This is a genomic window from Streptomyces sp. NPDC031111 (genome assembly GCF_055570675.1).
Genome location: NZ_JBVIGS010000019.1, coordinates 183310 through 202984 on the forward strand (window position 1 = coordinate 183310; position 19675 = coordinate 202984).

At 72.4% G+C, this 19675-nt stretch carries 15 protein-coding genes; 12 read left to right on the plus strand and 3 right to left on the minus strand.

Annotated features, from left to right (window positions below):
- Positions 1-144: 144 nt before the first annotated feature.
- Positions 145-3804: a glycosyltransferase gene (locus ACZ470_RS32195; protein WP_468432947.1), complete on the plus strand. Its 3660-nt coding sequence runs from the start codon at positions 145-147 to the stop codon at positions 3802-3804.
- Positions 3801-5324, plus strand: coding sequence for a DUF5719 family protein (locus tag ACZ470_RS32200; RefSeq protein WP_468432949.1), 1524 nt, complete (start codon positions 3801-3803; stop codon positions 5322-5324). Before ACZ470_RS32195 ends, ACZ470_RS32200 begins: the two co-directional genes overlap by 4 nt.
- Positions 5325-5565: 241 nt before the next feature.
- On the opposite strand, the gene ACZ470_RS32205 is transcribed toward ACZ470_RS32200, so the two are convergent.
- Positions 5566-5940, minus strand: a complete 375-nt coding sequence (locus ACZ470_RS32205) for a metallopeptidase family protein (RefSeq protein WP_468432951.1) — start codon at positions 5938-5940, stop codon at positions 5566-5568.
- 357 nt (positions 5941-6297) lie between these two features.
- On the opposite strand from ACZ470_RS32205, the gene ACZ470_RS32210 reads away from it, so the two are divergent.
- From ACZ470_RS32210 to ACZ470_RS32240, 7 genes are all read left to right on the plus strand, one after another.
- On the plus strand, positions 6298-6720 hold the full coding sequence (locus ACZ470_RS32210; protein WP_468432953.1) for a DUF3499 domain-containing protein: 423 nt from the start codon (positions 6298-6300) through the stop codon (positions 6718-6720).
- 140 nt (positions 6721-6860) lie between these two features.
- Positions 6861-8477, plus strand: a complete 1617-nt coding sequence (locus ACZ470_RS32215; RefSeq protein WP_468432955.1) for an L-lactate permease — start codon at positions 6861-6863, stop codon at positions 8475-8477.
- 72 nt (positions 8478-8549) lie between these two features.
- Positions 8550-9920, plus strand: coding sequence for a phosphomannomutase/phosphoglucomutase (locus tag ACZ470_RS32220; RefSeq protein WP_468432956.1), 1371 nt, complete (start codon positions 8550-8552; stop codon positions 9918-9920).
- Positions 9921-10101: 181 nt separating this feature from the next.
- Positions 10102-10272, plus strand: coding sequence for a Trm112 family protein (locus ACZ470_RS32225; RefSeq protein WP_468432958.1), 171 nt, complete (start codon positions 10102-10104; stop codon positions 10270-10272).
- Between the two features lie 56 nt (positions 10273-10328).
- A complete protein-coding gene (locus ACZ470_RS32230; RefSeq protein ID WP_468432959.1) occupies positions 10329-11456 on the plus strand; it encodes an SIS domain-containing protein in 1128 nt (375 codons plus the stop codon).
- 98 nt (positions 11457-11554) lie between these two features.
- On the plus strand, positions 11555-12706 hold the full coding sequence (manA, locus tag ACZ470_RS32235; protein ID WP_468432960.1) for a mannose-6-phosphate isomerase, class I: 1152 nt from the start codon (positions 11555-11557) through the stop codon (positions 12704-12706).
- Between the two features lie 144 nt (positions 12707-12850).
- Positions 12851-13831, plus strand: a complete 981-nt coding sequence (locus ACZ470_RS32240; RefSeq protein ID WP_468432961.1) for a cation diffusion facilitator family transporter — start codon at positions 12851-12853, stop codon at positions 13829-13831.
- Between the two features lie 90 nt (positions 13832-13921).
- On the opposite strand, the gene lepB is transcribed toward ACZ470_RS32240, so the two are convergent.
- The gene (lepB, locus tag ACZ470_RS32245; protein WP_468432962.1) at positions 13922-14596 is read right to left on the minus strand and encodes a signal peptidase I; all 675 of its coding nucleotides are present in this window, start codon (positions 14594-14596) and stop codon (positions 13922-13924) included.
- Between the two features lie 348 nt (positions 14597-14944).
- Between lepB and ahcY the strand changes: the two genes are divergently transcribed.
- Positions 14945-16402, plus strand: coding sequence for an adenosylhomocysteinase (gene ahcY / locus ACZ470_RS32250; RefSeq protein WP_468432963.1), 1458 nt, complete (start codon positions 14945-14947; stop codon positions 16400-16402).
- A 150-nt stretch (positions 16403-16552) separates the two neighbouring features.
- The gene (locus ACZ470_RS32255; RefSeq protein ID WP_468432964.1) at positions 16553-17170 is read left to right on the plus strand and encodes a hypothetical protein; all 618 of its coding nucleotides are present in this window, start codon (positions 16553-16555) and stop codon (positions 17168-17170) included.
- Positions 17171-17191: 21 nt separating this feature from the next.
- Here ACZ470_RS32255 and ACZ470_RS32260 read toward each other — a convergent pair whose 3' ends face one another.
- Complete coding sequence (locus ACZ470_RS32260) at positions 17192-18130, minus strand: RDD family protein (RefSeq protein ID WP_468432965.1); 939 nt, start codon at positions 18128-18130, stop codon at positions 17192-17194.
- A gap of 149 nt (positions 18131-18279) precedes the next feature.
- Between ACZ470_RS32260 and ACZ470_RS32265 the strand changes: the two genes are divergently transcribed.
- Positions 18280-19287 carry a stage II sporulation protein M gene (locus ACZ470_RS32265; protein WP_468432967.1) on the plus strand — a complete coding sequence of 336 codons (1008 nt, stop codon included), beginning with the start codon at positions 18280-18282 and terminating at the stop codon, positions 19285-19287.
- Positions 19288-19675: the final 388 nt, after the last annotated feature.

Consider the following 19675-nt stretch of genomic DNA (forward strand, 5'->3'; position numbering starts at 1 on the left):
TAAGGCCCGTCGCAGGTGGTTGTCCACAGGCGGCGGGCCGCTGTGTTGCCCAGCCGATAGTGTGGTCGCTCGTCCGAGACGCCCCGCTGCCCCCACCGGGCACAGGCGTCCACCACAGTCCACCGAACCGGGGCCCGTACCTCGATGTCCGTGCACAGCCACACGGCAGCCCGGCAAGACCTCGCTGCCACTCCTGAGTTCCCGCGTCACGTGGTGACCGCGGTCCTCGTCTCCCACGACGGCGCCCGCTGGCTGCCCGACGCGCTCGCCGGGCTGCTCGGCCAGGAGCGCCCCGTCCAGTTCGCCATGGGCGCCGACACCGGCAGCGCGGACGACTCCGCCCGCCTGGTCTCCGAGACCCTCGGCGACGACCACGTGCTGCACCTCGCCCGACGCACCGGCTTCGGCCAGGCGGTCGAGGAGTGCCACCGCGTCGCCCCGCACCTCACGCCGGACGACCTGCCCTATCTGAAGCGGCCGAGCGGCTGGGACCCGGTCACCCGCAGCTGGCGCGACGACGCGTACGACCTGCCGGAACTCCCGCACGGCGAACCGGTGCAGTGGCTGTGGCTGCTGCACGACGACTGCGCCCCCGAACCCGACGCGCTGGCCCAGATGCTGCGCGTCGTGGAGAACGAGTACGAGCTCGGCCGCGACGACGTCGCCGTCGTCGGCCCCAAGCTCCGAGGCTGGTACGACCGCCGGCAGCTCCTCGAGGTCGGCGTCTCCATCGCCAACTCCGGCCGCCGCTGGACCGGTCTGGACCGGCGCGAACAGGACCAGGGCCAGCACGACCACGTACGGCCCGTGCTGTCGGTGTCCACCGCCGGGATGCTGATCCGCCGTGATGTCTTCGACCGGCTCGGCGGATTCGACCGGCACCTGCCGCTCATGCGCGACGACGTCGACCTGTGCTGGCGCGCGCACTCCGCCGGACACCGGGTCCTGATCGCCCCCGACGCCGTCGTCCGGCACGCCGAGGCGGCCTCCCGGGAGCGCCGCACCGTCGACTGCGTGGGCCGCACCTCCGCCTCCCCGCACAAGGTCGACAAGGCGGGCGCCGTCTACACCCTGCTCGTCAACGCCCGTACCGCCGTGCTGCCCTGGGTCCTGCTCCGGGTCGTCCTCGGCACCCTGCTGCGCACCCTCGCCTACCTGGTCGGCAAGGTTCCCGGACAGGCCGTCGACGAGATCCGCGGCCTCATGGGCACCCTGCTGCGGCCCGAACGCATCCTCGCCGGACGGCGCCACCGCGGCAGCCCCCAGGTCGACAAGGGCGAACTGCGGCCCCTGTTCCCCCCGCCCGGCGCGACCGTCCGCGTCACCGTGGAGCAGGTCGCGGGCAGCCTCGTCGGCCGCTCCGACCCCGAGGCCGCCTCCGGCGCGGGCCGGCACGGCAGCGCCATGGAGTCCGGACCCGGCGGCGACGACGCCGACTTCCTGGAGGTCGAGCAGTTCGCCCGCCTCAAGCGCGTCGCCCGCAAGCCCGGACCGGTGCTCTTCCTGGTGCTGCTGCTGGTCTCCCTCGCGGCCTGCCGCAACCTCCTCGGCGGGGGCGCGCTCGCGGGCGGCGCCCTGCTGCCCGCACCCGCCGACTCCGGCGACCTGTGGGCCCGTTACACCGACGCCTGGCATGCCGTGGGCGCCGGCGGCACCGGATCCGCACCGCCCTACCTCGCCGTCGTGGCCGCCTTCGCCTCCCTCCTGCTCGGCTCCACCGGCCTCGCCGTCACGATCCTCCTGGTGTGCTCGGTCCCGCTGGCCGGCTTCACCGCGTACTTCGCCTCCCGCCCGCTCGTCGAGTCCCGGCTGCTGCGCGCGTGGGCGGCCGTCGCCTACGCCTTCCTGCCCGCCGCGACCGGCGCCCTGGCGGGCGGCCGCATCGGCACCGCCGTACTCGCCGTCCTCCTGCCGCTGATCGCCCGCGCGGGCATCGCGGCGAGCGGTCTCACCAACCCCTCGGACGCACGCGGCAGTTGGCGCGCCACTTGGGCGTACGCGCTGCTGCTCACCGTCGCCACCGCGTTCACCCCGATCGTGTGGCCCATCGCCCTGGTCCTCGGCGTCGGCGTACTCGCCCTGCGCAGAACCGACATCACGGCCTACGGACTCCGCTTCCTGGCCCAGCTGGCCACGCCCCTGCTGGTCCTCGCCCCCTGGTCGCTCTCCCTCCTCCCCCTCGGCTTCTTCCAGGAGGCGGGACTGGAGTACGGGGCGTCCGCCGCCTCCGCCCTCGACCTGCTCGGCGCGAGCCCCGGCGGGCCCGGCACCGTCGGCGGCCTGATGCTCATCGGCCTGGTGCTCGCCGCCCTCGCGGCCCTGCTCCGCTCCGAGCGCCGGCCGGCCATCATCACCGCCTGGGCGGCGGCCCTCGTGGGCCTCGTCTTCGCGGTCCTGTCCAACAACTCCACCTGGGCGGGCCCCGCGACCCTCGTCTACGGCATCGCCGTCCTGGCCGCCGCCACCCTCGGCGCCGACGGCGCCCGCGCGCGCGTCGCCGAGCAGAGCTTCGGCTGGCGCCAGCCGGTCGCCGCGCTGATCGCCCTCGCCTGCGCCGTCGGGCCGCTGCTCGCCGCCGCCGGCTGGATGCTCCGCGGCGCCGACGGACCCGTGGAGCGGCGCGACCCCGTCCAGGTGCCCGCGTTCGTCGCCGAGGAGAGCGGCACCAGCGACCAGGCGCGCACCCTCGTGCTCGACAGCGACTCCCCCGCACAGGTCGGCTACGTCCTGGTCCGCGGCTCCGGCGCCCGCATGGGCGACGCGGAGATCGCCGCGGAGGACGGCGAGAACGCCCGGCTCGACAAGGTCGTCGCCAACCTCGTCGCCGGCTCCGGCGCCGACCAGGCCGACCAGCTCGGCGGCTTCGCAGTCCGCTACGTCCTCGTCCACCCGGGCGCGCCCCGCGAGGTCACCCGCGTCCTGGACGCCACCCCCGGCCTGTCCCGGCTCAGCCAGCAGGCGGGCGGCGCGCTGTGGCGGGTCGACCGCCAGGTCGCCCGCGCGAGCATCGTCCCCGCCAAGGGGACCGAGGGAGAACCCCGGCCCGTCGCCGCGGGCCCGGTCGAGGTCCACACCCGGATCCCGGACGGCGTCGAGGGCCGCGTCCTGCGCCTCGCCGACTCCGCCGCCGAGGGCTGGACCGCCACCCTCGACGGCAAGCCGCTGACCCGCACCACGGTCGACGGCTGGGCCCAGGGCTTCGAACTCCCCGCCGCCGGCGGCACGCTGGACGTCACCTACGACGAGCCGATCACGCACACCGCCTGGCTGTGGGCCCAGGGTCTGCTCGCCGTCGTCCTCGTGGTCATGGCCCTGCCCGGCCGCCGCCGCGACATCGACGACGACCTGCCCGAGGAACCGGCCGTCCCCGCCGAGGCCCTGGCCGGCGAGGGCCGCCGCGCCCGCCGCCTGCGCGCCCAGGCCGAGGCCGAGGCCCAGGCAGAGGGGGAGACGCGGATCGAGGCGGAGCCCGCCACCGGGGAACCGGCCGGCGAGGACTTCCCCGCTCCCCCCGAGCAGCCGCCGGCACCGGTGCCGCACCAGCCCGACTACGGCGACTGGGACGCGGCGCGGTACGCCGACGCCTACCCGGGCGAGCAGCAGCCCTACCAGCAGCAGTACGCGACGGACGCCTACGGCCACCCCCAGGGCGGCGAGTACGACCCGTACGCCTACGGCACCCAGCAGGCCCCGTACGACCAGACGTACAGCCAGGGCTACGACCAGAACTATCCGCAGGGCTACGACACGTCGTACGACCCCCACGGCACCGGCAGTGAGCGTCCCGACGGGAGCCAGCAGTGAACCGCACCACCCTGTCCCTGATCGCGGGAGTGACCGCGCTCGCCGCCGTCACCGGCTTCGCCGCGGTGTCCTCACCGGACGCCAAGGCCACGGACGAGACGGCCGGGGCGGCGGCCCGCCTCCCCGTGGAACGCACGAGTCTGGTGTGCCCGCCGCCCAGCACCTCCGACCTGGCCGAGACGACGTACACGTCCTTCACACCGGTCACCGAGGGCACGGAGGACGGGGGCGGGGCCGCACTCGAACCGGCCGCGCGGGAGAAGGCCGACGAAAAGGCGGACGAAAAGGCGGACGACAAGGCGGACGACAAGGCCGAAGACAAGGGCGACAAGCCCGTGCTGGAGCCCAAGGACCCCGGCAAGCCGGTCACCGGGGAGACCGGCGGAGGCGAGGCCCCCGCGCTCCTCGGCACCGCCGAGGGCCGCTTCGCGCCCGGCTGGACCGTGCAGGAGACCACCACGGTCACCGCGGGCACCGGCCGTGGGCTGCACGGCGTCACCTGCACGACTCCGGACACCGAGTTCTGGTTCCCCGGCACGAGCACCGACGCCGACCGCACCGACTACGTCCACCTGACCAACCCCGACGACTCGGCGGCGGTCGTGGACATCGAGCTCTACGGCAAGGACGGCGCCCTCGAGACGGCGGTGGGGGAGGGCATCACGGTCCAGCCGCACTCCACCGAGCCGGTCCTGCTGTCGACGCTCACCGACGAGAAGCAGACCGACGTGACCGTGCACGTCGTGGTCCGCAGCGGACGGATCGGCGCCGCCGTGCAGGCCCTCGACGACAAGCTGGGCGGCGACTGGCTGCCCGCCTCGACCGACCCCTCGGGCAACCTGGTCCTGCCCGGCATCCCGAAGGACGCCACCGCCGTACGCCTGATCGCCTTTACGCCCGGTGACTCCGACGTCGACCTGAAGGTGCGCCTCGCCTCCCCCTCCGGCCTGATCACCCCGGCCGGCAACGAGACGCTGCATGTGAAGGGCGGCATGACGACGGCCGTCGACCTGGGTGACATCACGCGCGGCGAGGCGGGCTCCCTCGTGCTGACCGCGGCGGACGGCTCCGTGCCGGTCGTGGCGGCGGCACGGGTGCTTCGGGGCGAGGAGGGCAGCCAGGAGTCGGCGTTCGTCCCGGCCGCACGGCCGGTGGGCACGCGTGCGACGTCCGTGGACAACACGGCCAAGGGCACCACGCTGTCGGTGACGGCGCCCGAGGGCACGGCGAAGATCAAGGTCACGGCGTCCGCGGGCACGGAGGGCGGTACGCCGGTGTCCAAGACGTACACGATCAAGTCCGGCACGACGCAGAACGTCGAGGCTCCGGCGCCGGAGGGAGTGAAGGGCACCTACGCCCTGACGCTGGAACCCCAGTCGGACACCCCGGTGTACGCGTCCCGAACCCTTTCCGCGACGGAGAACGGCGTCCCGTTCTTCACGATCCAGCCACTACCGGACGACCGCGGAATGGTAGCGGTCCCGAAGGCGACCGAGGACCTGTCGATCATCCAGAGGTGAGTGAGCGGGCCGTCCGCGATCCGCGGGCAGCCGCTCTCCGCGATCCGCGGGCAGTCGCTCTCCGCGATCCGCGGGCAGTCGTGCCGCTGGGGCGGCACGGGTGGGCGCGACGGCACCCCGCAAGCGCCGGGCTGCGCAAACACCCCCCGGCCCACACCAACGCGGAGCACCCCGCACGGCGCCGGGGCCACGCGAACACCACCCGGCCCACACGCGAAAGCGAAACGCGGGAGCCGCGCGCTCACTCCTCCCCGTACCGAGGATCCACAGTCTCCGGCGTCAGCCCCAACAACTCCGCCACCTGCTCGACCACGACCTCGTGCACCAGCATCGCCCGCTCGTCCCGCCCCTTGGTACGGATCTCCACCGGCCGCCGGTAAATCACCACCCGCGCCGACCGCCCCTCCCGAGCCGCCACGGTCCCGCCCAGCGGCACCGCCTCGTCGCTCCACGCCACCCCGTCCAGCCGAGGCACGTCCAGCACCAGGAAATCGATGTCGGCGAGCTGCGGCCACCGCCGCTCCAACCGCTCCACGGAGTCCTGCACAAGATCCGCGAACGTCTCCGCACGGCTGGCCGCGAGCGGCACCTGAGGAGGCGCGATCGGGCCGCGCATGCCCCGGCCGTGGCGATCACGGCGTCGGGGCCCGGGGCTGGGCCGGCGGCACGGGGCGTCACAGGGCTGTCCATCACTGCGAAGGGTAGTCGCCGCGTCGCCGCCCCGCCCGATCCCCACACGCCTTCCGGTCGAGCCGCACGGCATGTCACAACATGACCATTCCAGCCAAGGTTGGGCTCGATTCCATATCTCTCCGAGACCGATGACCTCAAGGCAATTGACGGTGTTTGTACCAACTGGTGACCGGAATCAGATCCGGACAACGCCCAGAACCCCCGCGTCCCACCAGGTCAGCGAGGTATGCCCAAAGGGGTATGTGGGGCGTTTCACACCACGACACGGTGGAGTGACCTGGTGGAGAGTCGTCGCGGCCCGCTCAAGAGTGCGGTACCGTCCAACGTCGTGAGCCCTGTACGTCGCTGTTCGCGCACCGCCTGCGGCCGTCCCGCCGTCGCGACGCTGACGTACGTCTACGCCGACTCGACCGCGGTCCTCGGCCCGCTCGCCACCTACGCCGAACCCCACTGCTACGACCTGTGCGCGGAGCACTCCGAGCGCCTCACCGCACCGCGTGGCTGGGAGGTCGTCCGCCTGCTCGACGGCTCGGCTCCGGCCCAGCCCAGCGGGGACGATCTGGAAGCGCTTGCGAACGCCGTGCGCGAGGCCGCCCGCCCCCAGGAACGGGCGGCGGGAGCGGGTGGCGGGGCCCGTGCGGCGGACCCCATGGAGGTCGCCCGCCGCGGCCATCTGCGGGTACTCCGCTCCCCGGACAACTGACCGCGGCGGCTCCGACGCGCCGCACCCCGGGAACCACAGAAGTACCGCACACCCATTGACGCCCCCTTGTCGCGGACACGACCATTCCGTTTGAACGAGGCGAGAAATCGCTTTCGCATGGCGGAATTCGGGAGGCGCCCGTGTACGTCCAGGAACTGGAACCCGTCGCCGGCTCGCTCGGCCTCTCCGCCCTCGTCGCGGCCCTGCCGCTGGTGATCGTCCTGGTCCTGCTCGGCGGCATCCGGATGAAGGCGCACCTCGCCGGCCTGATCGGCCTGCTGACGGCCGTCCTCGTGGCCTGCCTGGCGTACGGCATGCCCCTGGACCAGACGCTCTCCAGCGGCGTCCAGGGCGCCGTCTTCGGCATCTTCCCCATCATGTGGATCGTCATCAACGCCCTGTGGGTCTACCGGATGACCGTCCGCACCCGCCACTTCGACATCCTCCGCCGCTCCTTCGGCCGGCTCTCCGACGACCCGCGCATCCAGGCACTCGTCGTCGCCTTCTGCTTCGGCGCCCTGCTGGAAGCCCTCGCCGGGTTCGGCGCCCCCGTCGCGATCTCCGCCGTGATGCTGGTGGCCCTCGGCTTCGACCCCGTGCGCGCCGCGGTGGTCGCCCTGGTCGCCAACACCGCGCCCGTGGCGTTCGGCGCCATGGGCACCCCCGTCGTCACGCTCGCCCAGGTCACCGGACTCCCACTGGATTCCGTGGCGTCCGTGGTCGGCCGCCAGACCCCGCTGCTGGCCCTGGTGGTGCCGCTCGTGCTGGTGTGGCTGGTCGACGGACGGCGCGGCCTGCGCGAGACCTGGATCCCCGCACTGGTCTGCGGAGTCGCCTTCGCGGTGGCCCAGTTCGTCGCCTCCAACTACGTCTCCGCGCAGCTCGCCGACATCGGCGCCGCCCTGGCGGGGGCGGGCGCCCTGGTCGCCGTACCGCACGCGCGCGTGCCCGCCACCGAGGCCGTACGGACCTCCGTGCTGACCGGTGCGCGCAGCGAGGAACTGGACGAGGAGGACCCGCGCGGGGAGGTGGTCCGGGCCTACGCCCCGTACGCGCTGATCGTGGCGATCTTCTCGGTCGCGCAGATCCCGGCGGTGAAGGACTGGCTCGCCGGTGCCACCCAGACCTACGACTGGCCCTTCCTGGACGTCGCGGGCCCGGACGGGGAGCCCGTCGGCGGCAACGTCTTCAGCTGGCCGATCGTCTCCACCGGCGGCACGCTCGTCCTGATCGCCGGAGTGCTCACGGCGGCCGTGATCGGGGTGCACGCGCGCGTGGCGGTCAAGGAGTGGCTGGCGACGGTGCACGAACTGCGGTTCGCGATCCTCACCGTGACGTCCGTGCTCGCCCTGGCCTACGTCATGAACCTCTCGGGCCAGGCGGCGACGATCGGCCACTTCGTCGCGGCGGCCGGGGCCGGCCTCGCCTTCCTGTCACCGGTGCTGGGCTGGTTCGGCGTCGCCGTCTCGGGCTCGGACACCTCCTCCAACGCCCTCTTCGGCGCCCTCCAGGTGACCGCCGCCCAGCAGTCCGGACTGTCGCCCGAACTGCTCGCCGCCGGCAACAGCTCCGGCGGCGTCCTCGGCAAGATGATCTCGCCGCAGAACCTCACCATCGCCTGCGCGGCCGTCGGACTGGCGGGCCGCGAGGGCGACCTGCTGCGCAAGGTGCTGCCCTGGAGCCTCGGCCTGCTGCTCGTGATGTGCCTGATCGTGGTGGGCCAGAGCACGGCGGTACTCGACTGGATGCTGCCCTGAGCCTCCGCGACGTCCGTGTCACCCGCTCCGGGTAGTTTGTGGTGACCGACAGGACTTCCGGAAGGGCTGGCCGTGGCTGCTGATCTCTCGCAGATCGTGAAGGCGTACGACGTGCGCGGGGTCGTTCCCGACCAGTGGGACGAGACGCTCGCCGAGCTCTTCGGTGCCGCCTTCGCCCGGGTGACCGGCGCGACCGCCGTCGTCACCGGTCACGACATGCGGCCGTCGTCCCCCGGTCTGTCGGGTGCCTTCGCGCGCGGGGCGGCCGCCCAGGGTGCCGACGTCACCGAGATCGGCCTGTGCTCCACGGACCAGCTCTACTACGCCTCGGGCGCGCTGAACCTGCCGGGCGCGATGTTCACCGCCTCGCACAACCCCGCCCGGTACAACGGCATCAAGCTGTGCCGCGCAGGCGCCGCCCCCGTCGGCCAGGACACGGGGCTGACGGAGATCCGGGAACTCGTCGAACGGTGGAGCGAGTCGGGCGCCCCGGAGCGGGCCGCCGGCACCCCCGGGACGATCACCCGGCGCGACACGCTGGACGACTACGCGGCACACCTGCGCTCGCTCGTCGACCTGACCGCCGTCCGCCCCCTGAAGGTCGTCGTCGACGCGGGCAACGGCATGGGCGGACACACGGTCCCGACGGTCTTCGCCGGCCTGCCGCTCACCCTCGTCCCGATGTACTTCGAGCTCGACGGCACCTTCCCCAACCACGAGGCCAACCCCCTCGACCCGGCCAACCTCGTCGACCTTCAGAAGCGGGTCCGCGAGGAGGGCGCCGATCTCGGCCTCGCCTTCGACGGCGACGCCGACCGCTGCTTCGTCGTCGACGAGCGCGGCGAGCCGGTCTCCCCGTCCGCGATCACCGCCCTCGTCGCCTCCCGCGAGCTGGCCCGCAACGGCGGCAAGGGCACGATCATCCACAACCTGATCACCTCCTGGTCGGTCCCCGAGGTCGTGCGGGAGAACGGCGGCACCCCGGAACGCACCCGCGTGGGCCACTCCTTCATCAAGGCCGAGATGGCCAGGACCGGCGCGATCTTCGGCGGCGAGCACTCCGCGCACTACTACTTCCGCGACTTCTGGAACGCCGACACGGGCATGCTGGCCGCCCTGCACGTCCTCGCCGCCCTCGGCGGCCAGCAGGGCCCGCTGTCCGCCCTGGTCGCCCAGTACGACCGCTACGCCGGCTCCGGCGAGATCAACTCCACCGTCGACGACCAGAGCGCCCGTCTCGCCGCGATCCGGGCCGCGTACGAGGGCCGCGAGGGCATCACCCTCGACGAACTGGACGGCCTCACGGTCACCTCCCCCGACTGGTGGTTCAACGTCCGCCCCTCCAACACGGAACCCCTCCTCCGCCTGAACGCGGAGGCCCGCGACAAGGCAACGATGACCAAAATCCGCGACGAAGCCCTGACCATCATCAGAGCGTCGTAACCACCCCCTTCCCGCGGGCAGTCGTGCCGCTGGGGCGGCACGGGTGGGCGCGACGGCACCCCGCAAGCGCCGGGCAGCGCGACCCACCCCCGGCCCACCTCCACGCCGGGTACGGCACAACCCGCCCACGCCCCACCAGCGGTACCCTGACCAGCACATCCACACAGCGAAGGAAACGCCCATGCCCCTAGAAGCCGGCCTCCTGGAGATCCTCGCCTGCCCGGCCTGCCACTCCCCCCTCAAGGAGCAGGACACCGAGCTGATCTGCACCGGCCAGACCTGCGGCCTGGCGTACCCCGTCCGCGACGGCATCCCCGTACTCCTCGTCGACGAGGCCCGCCGCCCCGCGTAACCGGCACCCCGCGTACCGACGACGCCCCGCCGCTCGGAGATCGGAGCCTGCCGCCCATGCTCGACGAATCGCTGCTCGACTCACCGGAGGGCCTCGCCGAGGCCGACCGCCGCGCCCTGCTCCGCGGCGCCGCCGAAGCCGGCGCCCGCGTCCGCACCGCCGTACGGCACGCGGCCGAGGCCGGCGTCAACGGCCTCAAACCCGACGGCCGCCCCCGCGCCGTCCTCATCGCCGGCCCCGGCGCCGCCGCCACCCAGACCGCCGACCTCCTCGGCACCCTGGCCGGCGCGGGCAGCCCCGTCACCCGGCTCGCCCCCACCGGCGTCGCCCCCGCCGCGGGCGCCCTGCGCTGGGAACTGCCCGGCTGGGCCGGCTCCGTGGACCTGCTGCTCATCGCCACCCCGGACGGCACCGAACCCGGCCTGTCCCTGCTCGCCGAGCAGGCCTACCGCCGCGGCTGCACCGTCGTCGCCGTGGCCCCCGCCGGCAGCCCGCTCGCCGACGCGGTGAACGGCTCCCACGGCCTGTTCGTCCCCATGGCCACCGCTCCCTACGACCAGGACGAACCCCTCGCCGCCTCCGCCCCCGGAGTCCTCTGGGCGCTGCTCACCCCGCTGCTCGCGCTCCTGGACCGCACCGGCCTGCTCGCCGCCCCACCGGACGCCCTGGCGAAGATCGCCGACCGCCTCGACGGCATCGCCGAACGCTGCGGACCGGCCATCGCCACGTACAGCAACCCCGCCAAGACCCTGGCCGCCGAACTCGCCGAGTCGCTGCCCGTCGTATGGACCGAGGGCGTCTCGGCGGGCCCGGCGGGCCGCAGGTTCGCCGCCGCGCTCGCCGAACTGTCCGGCACGCCGGCCGTCGTCGCCGAACTGCCCGAGGCGCTCGCCGCGCACAGCGCCCTGCTGGCCGGCCGGCTCGCCGCCGGCTCGGACCCGGACGACTTCTTCCGCGACCGCGTGGACGAGGCACCCGCCCTGCACGCGCGCGTGGTGCTGCTCCGCGACCGCCCCATCGGCGGCCTCACCGCCGCCCCCGCCGCCCGCGACCTGGCCCTCACCCACGACACGCCGATCAGCGAGCTGGAACCGGAGCCGGGCGACGAATTGGAGACGCTCGCGGAACTGATCGCCGTCACGGATTTCGCCGCCGTTTACCTGGCGCTCGCCTCGGGTGCCTGATCATGCCCGGGACGCCCTGACCTCCCTCAGCGCGTACGGCGCGCCGACGCACGACACACGCGCACGCACGAGAACCGGCACAAGGAACGCGGAGACCCATGGACCGCCTCGACAACACCGTCCGCCCCTACGCCTGGGGTTCCACCACCGCCATCCCGCGGCTGCTCGGCACCGAACCGACCGGCGAACCGCAGGCGGAGATGTGGATGGGCGCCCACCCCGGCGCACCCTCGCGCACCGATCGGGGCACACTCGTCGAGGTCATCGACGCCGACCCGGAGAAGGAACTCGGCGTCGACTCCGTCGCCAAGTTCGGCCCCCGCCTGCCCTTCCTCCTCAAACTCCTCGCCGCCGGGGCACCGCTCTCCCTCCAGGTCCACCCCGACCTGACCCAGGCCAAGGAGGGCTACGCGGACGAGGAGCGCCGCGGTGTCCCCGTGACCGCCCCGCACCGCAACTACAAGGACGCCAACCACAAGCCCGAACTGATCTGCGCTCTCACCGAGTTCGACGGCCTGTGCGGCTTCCGCGCCCCGCTGCGCGCCGCCGAACTCCTCGACGGCCTCGGCGTCGACTCGCTGAAGCCGTACGTCGACCTGCTGCACGCCCACCCCGAGGAGGCGGCCCTGCGGGAGGTCCTCACCGCGATCCTCACCGCCGACCCCGAGGAGATGGCCCACACCGTCACGGAGGCGGCCGCCGCCTGTGACCGCCTCGGCGGCGCCTACGCCCCGTACGCCGACATCGCCCACCACTACCCGGGCGACCCCGGCGTCATCGCGGCGATGCTCCTCAACCACGTCCGGCTCCAGCCCGGCGAGGCGCTCTTCCTCGGCGCCGGCGTCCCGCACGCCTACCTCGACGGCCTCGGAGTCGAGATCATGGCCAACTCCGACAACGTCCTGCGCTGCGGCCTGACGCCCAAGCACGTCGACGTCCCCGAACTCCTGCGCATCGTCCGCTTCGAGGCCGGCGACCCCGGAGTGCTGCGCCCGGAGGCCGGCCCGGACGGCGAGGAGGTCTACGAGACCCCCATCGACGAGTTCCGGCTCTCCCGCTACGTCCTTCCCGCCGGCGGAGCCGTCCACGACCTCACCCTCACCACCCCGCAGATCCTGCTCTGCACGGCCGGCTCCGTCCGGGCGGGCGAACACGAACTGTCCCCGGGCACCTCCGTGTTCGTCCCCGCGGGTGAAACGGCCGAAGTGTCGGGTACCGGAACGCTGTTCCGTGCCACGGTCGTCGCCTGACCACCCCGTGACGGTGACCTGACACGGCACCGCCGGACGGGGCTGCAACAATGGCCCACCGTCAAAGGACGGGCACAGCCCCGGGCGGCGTACGCACACGCCTGCCCGGGCCCCACACGGCGTACGAAGGGACAACGCGGACACATGAGCGCGTCAGGCGGCACCAAGGCGATCGTGGCGGCACTCGCCGCCAATCTCGCGATCGCGGTAGCGAAGTTCGTGGCGTTCCTCTTCAGCGGCTCCTCGTCGATGCTCGCGGAGTCCGTGCACTCGCTCGCCGACTCCGGCAACCAGGGCCTGCTCCTGGTCGGCGGCAAGAGGGCCCAGCGCCAGGCCACCCCGCAGCACCCGTTTGGCTACGGCCGCGAGCGCTACATCTACGCCTTCCTCGTCTCCATCGTGCTGTTCTCGGTCGGTGGCATGTTCGCCCTCTACGAGGGCTACGAGAAGATCAAGCACCCGCACGAGCTGGAGCACTGGTACTGGCCGGTCGGCGTCCTCGTCTTCGCGATCATCGCGGAGTGCTTCTCCTTCCGCACCGCCATCAAGGAGTCCAACGTCCTGCGCGGCAGCCGCTCCTGGAAGGAGTTCGTCCGCCACGCCAAGGCCCCCGAGCTGCCGGTGGTCCTCCTGGAGGACCTCGGCGCGCTCGTCGGTCTGATCCTCGCCCTCGGCGGTGTCGGCATGGCGCTGGCCACCGGCGACAGCGTCTGGGACGGCATCGGCACCCTCTGCATCGGCGTCCTGCTCATCCTGATCGCCCTGGTCCTCGCCGCCGAGACCAAGTCGCTGCTGCTGGGTGAGGCCGCGGGCGCCGAGGAGACCCGGAAGATCGAGGACGCCGTCGTCGACGGCGACACCGTCACCCGCATCATCCACATGCGCACCCTCCACATCGGTCCGGAGGAGCTGCTGGTCGCCGCGAAGATCGCCGTCCGGCACGAGGACACGGCCACCGAGATCGCCTCCGCCATCGACGCCGCCGAGTCCCGCATCCGCGAGGCCGTCCCGATCGCCCGCGTGATCTACCTCGAGCCCGACATCTACAGCGAGGCCGAAGCCGCCAAGGGTGCCGACCCCGAGGCCACCCCCGGGGGCCCCAGTTCTCCCGACACCGCCCACTGAGTCCTGCCCCGCCAGGACCCGCGGCACCTCACGACGGAGGGGCCCGCCACAACGGCGGGCCCCTCCGCCACGTCCGGGCGGCCCCGCGCCTCAGAAGTGCGCGGGCCACAACTCCGTGTCGAACTCCGCAGGCCGGCGCCGCCTCGTCCGCCCCGCGAGCACGGCGATCAGACCCACGATCGCCAGCAGCAGCCCGAACAGCGTGGCCCCGGCGAGCAGCACCACACCGAGGCGGTCCTCCGTCACCCGGCCCCGCACCGCCTCCACGGGCACCGTGCCGCCGTGGTCGTCGGCGAAGAAGCGGGAGTCCCGCGAATTCAGACGGTGGTCACCCAGCAGGAACAGCCGCCCCTGCGGCACCCGGACGTCGTAGGACGGAGGAAGGCTGCCGTTGGCGTCCCCGTCCTTGACGTACGGCTCCTCGAGCGTTCTGCCGTTCACCGTGAGCCTCCGCTCGGACCCCTCGCCCTCGCAGCACACGATCCGGTCACCACCCACCCCGATCACCCGCTGTATGACGAGCCCGCCCCCCGGATAGCGGTCGGGCGCCGAGAACAGCACCACGTCACCGCGCCGCACCTCGTCCCCGTCCACGCGCGCGTAGACGACGTCGTCACCGGGCCGGTACGTCGGCGCCATGCTCTCGCTTTGTACATCGGCCATCCCGTGGTTCAACCGCAACGCCCCCAGGGACGCCACCACCGACAGCAGCCCCGCCGCGAGCATCACCCACCCCGCGACCAGCGTTCCCCGACCCGTGTTCATTGCCCGAACCCCTCCCCGCACGGCCCGCCCGCGCGGGGTGAGGCTAGCGACCCGCACGGTGACGGCGACCGGGGACCCGGGGACGGGACACGCGCCAGATCGGCCGGATGTGTACGCGGGCGGACTGGGGACCGCGGGGCCCGGCGGTGTAGCTTGGGACGGAGCCAGACGTCGCTGCTGATGGCGGTCGGGCGGTCCCACCGCGGACCGGCCGAGGGAGAGAGGGCCTCCGACGGACTGCGCTGCGCGCACGCGGGCATGCCTGTGTCCTCTTCGGGGCACCCCTGTGTCCGCCGCCGCGCAGACCAGCCGTACCCACCTCGACCCAACCCCGAGGAGCAGCTCGCAATGACGACTGTCGACAACCGACAGGACTTCAAGGTCGCCGACCTCTCCCTGGCCGAGTTCGGCCGCAAGGAGATCACCCTCGCCGAGCACGAGATGCCCGGCCTGATGGCGATCCGCAAGGAATACGCCGAGACCCAGCCCCTGGCCGGCGCCCGTGTCACCGGCTCCCTGCACATGACCGTGCAGACCGCCGTCCTCATCGAGACCCTGGTCGCCCTCGGCGCGCAGGTCCGCTGGGCGTCCTGCAACATCTTCTCCACCCAGGACCACGCCGCGGCCGCCATCGCCGTCGGCCCGAACGGCACGCCCGACAACCCGCAGGGCGTCCCGGTCTTCGCCTGGAAGGGCGAGACCCTGGAGGAGTACTGGTGGTGCACGGAGCAGGCGCTGACCTGGCCGGACAGCCCCACCGGCGGCCCCAACATGATCCTCGACGACGGTGGTGACGCCACCCTCCTCGTCCACAAGGGCGTCGAGTACGAGAAGGACGGCAAGGCCCCCTCGCCCGACACCGCCGAGTCGGACGAGCACCGCGTCATCCTCGAACTGCTCAACCGCACCCTGGGCGAGAACCCGCAGAAGTGGACCCAGCTCTCCTCCGAGATCCGCGGTGTCACCGAGGAGACCACGACCGGCGTCCACCGCCTGTACGAGATGCAGCGCGACGGCACCCTCCTGTTCCCGGCGATCAACGTCAACGACGCCGTCACCAAGTCGAAGTTCGACAACAAGTACGGCTGCCGCCACTCGCTCATCGACGGCATCAACCGCGCCACCGACGTCCTCATCGGCGGCAAGACCGCGGTCGTCTTCGGCTACGGCGACGTCGGCAAGGGCTGCGCGGAGTCCCTGCGCGGTCAGGGCGCCCGCGTGATCGTCACCGAGATCGACCCGATCTGCGCCCTCCAGGCCGCGATGGACGGCTACCAGGTCGCGACCCTCGAGGACGTCGTCGACAAGGCCGACATCTTCATCACCACGACCGGCAACAAGGACATCATCATGGCCTCGGACATGGCCAAGATGAAGCACCAGGCCATCGTCGGCAACATCGGCCACTTCGACAACGAGATCGACATGGCCGGCCTCGCCAAGATCCCCGGCATCGTCAAGGACGAGGTCAAGCCGCAGGTCCACACCTGGACCTTCCCCGACGGCAAGGTGATCATCGTCCTGTCCGAGGGCCGCCTGCTGAACCTGGGCAACGCCACCGGTCACCCGTCGTTCGTGATGTCCAACTCCTTCGCGGACCAGACCCTGGCCCAGATCGAGCTGTTCACCAAGCCCGACGAGTACCCGACCGGCGTCTACGTGCTGCCCAAGCACCTCGACGAGAAGGTCGCCCGCCTCCACCTCGACGCGCTCGGCGTGAAGCTGACGACGCTCCGCCCCGAGCAGGCCGAGTACATCGGCGTGAAGGTCGAGGGCCCGTACAAGCCGGACCACTACCGCTACTGAGCCCCCGCTCCCGCCGCGGGAGCCCGTCCGCGCTCGGACGCGCTCCCCGGCGGCAGGTCCTCCGAGGCAGGCCCCCGCACCCCCGTGCCGGGGGCCTGCCCCTTTGGCGGACCGGCGACCGGCCTCAGACCGTCACGACCCAGGACCCCCATGCCCCGCGGCCGCTATTCGCTCCACGATCCGCACGATCACACCCCCCTCGCGGAAGAGCACTTCCACTGCGCCCCCGGCCCCTCCGGCTGGCGCTACGTCTCCCAGCTCACCGCCCCCAACGGCGATCACCTGGGCTCGGTCGACCTCGCCCTCGACGAACTCGGCCGCCCCATCCGCCTCGAACTCCACGCCGCGAGCTGGCAGGTCCGCGGCGCCGCCCTCGACGGCGTCACCTGGGTCCGCACCGACCCCACCGGGACCCACGCCACCGAAGGCAATGTGCGCGCCCACGCCTTCACCGGCTCGTCCCCCGCGTTCCTCGTCGCCACCGCCCGTCTCCTGCGCCTCACCCCCTCCGGTACGGCCACCCGCGTACGCCTCGTCGCCTTCACGGACCCGGTCCTCGCCCCGCGCACCCTGGACCAGTCCTGGGCGCTGGTGAAGAGAGAAGCACACGCCACTGACAACGGCCCCCTGACCGTGGACGAATACCAGGTCACAGCCCTGGACACGGGCGAGCAGCACTCCGTGCACCTCGCCGGGGACGTGGTCCTCGCGGCCCCCGGCATCGAGCTGGAGGACCTGGAATCACCACCGTCGGTCTTCGCCGACTGACCGGTGCCGCCCGACGGGCGCCTAAGCCGGCGGCACGAACCCCGTCGAGGGCCGCTCGCCCGACGCCGCCCCGTCCCGCGTCGCGGCTCCCGGATCCACCGGCGGGACGGCCGGCCGTACAGCCGGCGACACGGGAACGGACGGATACCCGGGCGGGACATGGCCGCCCGTCGAACCGGCCGCCCCGACCCGCCCGCCGCCCGCATTCGCCTGGTTCCCGAACGCCCGCCGAGCCTCCCGGGCCTGCCGCTCCTGCAACACCGCGGCGAGATACGCCGCCGGCGGCACCCCCGGCGGCACCGGCGCCCCTGTGCGCTCAGCCAGGTCCGAGGCCAGCCGCTCCGCCATCGACCAGCCGACCTGCGGATCCAGCTGACGCATCCGCGTCAGGTACTGGCGGACGGCGAGCCACAGACCGTCGGGCACCGCCGACAGATCGAGCCCCGAGAAGCGCCCGGCCAGCCAGGGCGGAGGCGGCGGCACGAAATCCGCTCGCCCGGCCGGCACCCGCTCCCGCACGACCAGGGTCCCCGCGAACACATCCCCGAGCCGTCGCCCACGCGCCGAAACCAGAGAGGCGACGCACGCGACGACCCCGAGCGTCATCAGGATCTCGATGACACCGATCAAGCCACGCACCAGCGCGTGCCGGAACCGGATCGGCCCCCCGTCGTCCCGCACCACCCGCAGTCCGCAGGCCATCTTCCCGAGCGACCGCCCATGGCTGAGCGTCTCGACCACGATCGGCCCGCCCACCAGCAGGAGGACGAACAACGCGATCGAGATCGCCGTCTGCGCCGCCTCGTCCAGCGAGGCCGTGGCAGCCACCAGAGCGATGGTCACAGCGATGTAGACCGCCATGGCCGCCGCCAGATCGAGCAGTACGGCCAGCGCCCTGCTGGGCAGCCTCGCGGGGCGCAGTTCCAGCGCCACCGCCTCGCCCGTCACCAGCTCACTCACGCCCGCCGCCCTTCACTGCCCTGCCCCGAACACCGCCAGTCTGCCAAGCTGATGACACATCGCACCGCAGTACGACCAGCCGATCAAGCAGATCATCCTTCCACCGGTCCGGCCGACCGCCGACGAACAGCCGAGGAGCAGGCACACCGATGGACCTCGACGTCTTCGTCTCCGCCCACCGCGCGGAGTGGGACCGCCTCGATGCCCTCCTCCGGCGCCAGCGTCGTCTCACCGGCGCGGAGGCGGACGAACTCGTCGTCCTCTACCAGCGCACCGCCACCCACCTCTCCCTGATCCAGTCGGCCGCACCCGATCCGCAGCTGACCGGCCGGCTCAGCCAACTGGTGGCACGCGCGCGCAGCGCCGTGACAGGCGCCCGCCGGGCCTCCTGGCGGGACGTGACGCACTTCCTGACCCAGAGCTTCCCGGCCGCGGTCTACAAGTCGCGCCACTGGTGGGTGCCCACGGCACTGCTCTCCACGGCCGTCGCCGCACTGCTCGGCTGGTGGATAGGCACCCACCCCGAAGTACAGGCGTCCATAGCGGCCCCCAGCGAACTGCGGGAGCTCACCCGCCCCGGCGGCCAGTACGAGACGTACTACTCCAGCCACCCCGCGGCCTCCTTCGCCGCCCAGGTCTGGACGAACAACGCGTGGGCGGCGGCCCTCTGCCTGATCCTGGGCGTCTTCCTGGGCCTGCCGGTCCTCTGGATCCTCTTCCAGAACATGCTCAACCTGGGCGTCGGCTTCGGCCTGATGTCCTCCGCCGGCCGACTCGACACCTTCCTCGGCCTCGTCCTGCCGCACGGCCTCCTCGAACTCACCGCGGTCTTCGTCGCCGCCGGAACCGGCCTCCGCCTCGGCTGGACCGTCATCGACCCGGGCCCACGCACCCGGCGCACAGCCCTAGCGGAAGAGGGCCGAGCAGCCCTGGCCATGGCGATCGGCCTGGCCCTGGTCCTCTTCATCTCCGGCGCCATCGAAGGCTTCGTCACCCCGTCGGGCCTGCCCACCTGGGCGCGGATCACCATCGGCGTCCTCGCCGAGCTGGCCTTCCTGGCCTACGTCTATGTCCTGGGCGGACGCGCGGCACGGGCCGGCGAGACCGGCGACCTGGAGGCATCCGAGCGCAGCGCCGACGTGCCCATGGCCGCCTGATGTGCGTACGGGCCCGTTGAGCTGCTAGTCTCCTCTTCGCCCCGCAGGAGCCGTTGACACGGGTCTCGCGGGGAGGTAGATTCGAACAGTTGCCTGGAGATGGGGTCAGACCCGGAAGGCGACAGTGAGTGTCTGTCAGCTTCTCGTCGAAACGTTGATTTCGAAGAAGCACCTCCCGAAGAATCGGAAAACGAAGGCCGGTCAATCCGCCCTGAAACTTCTGATAAAGTGGGAATCGCCGGAAAGGGAAACGCGAAAGCGTGAACCTGGAAAGCACCGAGGAAATCGGATCGAAAAGATCTGATAGAGTCGGAAACACCGAAGGGAAGCGCCCGGAGGAAAGCCCGAGAGGGTGAGTACGAAGGAAGCGTCCGTTCCTTGAGAACTC

Coding starts and splice junctions, on each gene's coding strand:
- ACZ470_RS32195 (WP_468432947.1), top strand. CDS start 145: ATGTCCGTGCACAGCCACACGGCAGCCCGGCAAGACCTCGCTGCCACT.
- ACZ470_RS32205 (WP_468432951.1), bottom strand. CDS start 5,940: ATGCGCGGCCCGATCGCGCCTCCTCAGGTGCCGCTCGCGGCCAGCCGT.
- ACZ470_RS32225 (WP_468432958.1), top strand. CDS start 10,102: ATGCCCCTAGAAGCCGGCCTCCTGGAGATCCTCGCCTGCCCGGCCTGC.
- ACZ470_RS32230 (WP_468432959.1), top strand. CDS start 10,329: ATGCTCGACGAATCGCTGCTCGACTCACCGGAGGGCCTCGCCGAGGCC.
- manA (WP_468432960.1), top strand. CDS start 11,555: ATGGACCGCCTCGACAACACCGTCCGCCCCTACGCCTGGGGTTCCACC.
- ACZ470_RS32240 (WP_468432961.1), top strand. CDS start 12,851: ATGAGCGCGTCAGGCGGCACCAAGGCGATCGTGGCGGCACTCGCCGCC.
- lepB (WP_468432962.1), bottom strand. CDS start 14,596: ATGAACACGGGTCGGGGAACGCTGGTCGCGGGGTGGGTGATGCTCGCG.
- ahcY (WP_468432963.1), top strand. CDS start 14,945: ATGACGACTGTCGACAACCGACAGGACTTCAAGGTCGCCGACCTCTCC.
- ACZ470_RS32255 (WP_468432964.1), top strand. CDS start 16,553: ATGCCCCGCGGCCGCTATTCGCTCCACGATCCGCACGATCACACCCCC.
- ACZ470_RS32265 (WP_468432967.1), top strand. CDS start 18,280: ATGGACCTCGACGTCTTCGTCTCCGCCCACCGCGCGGAGTGGGACCGC.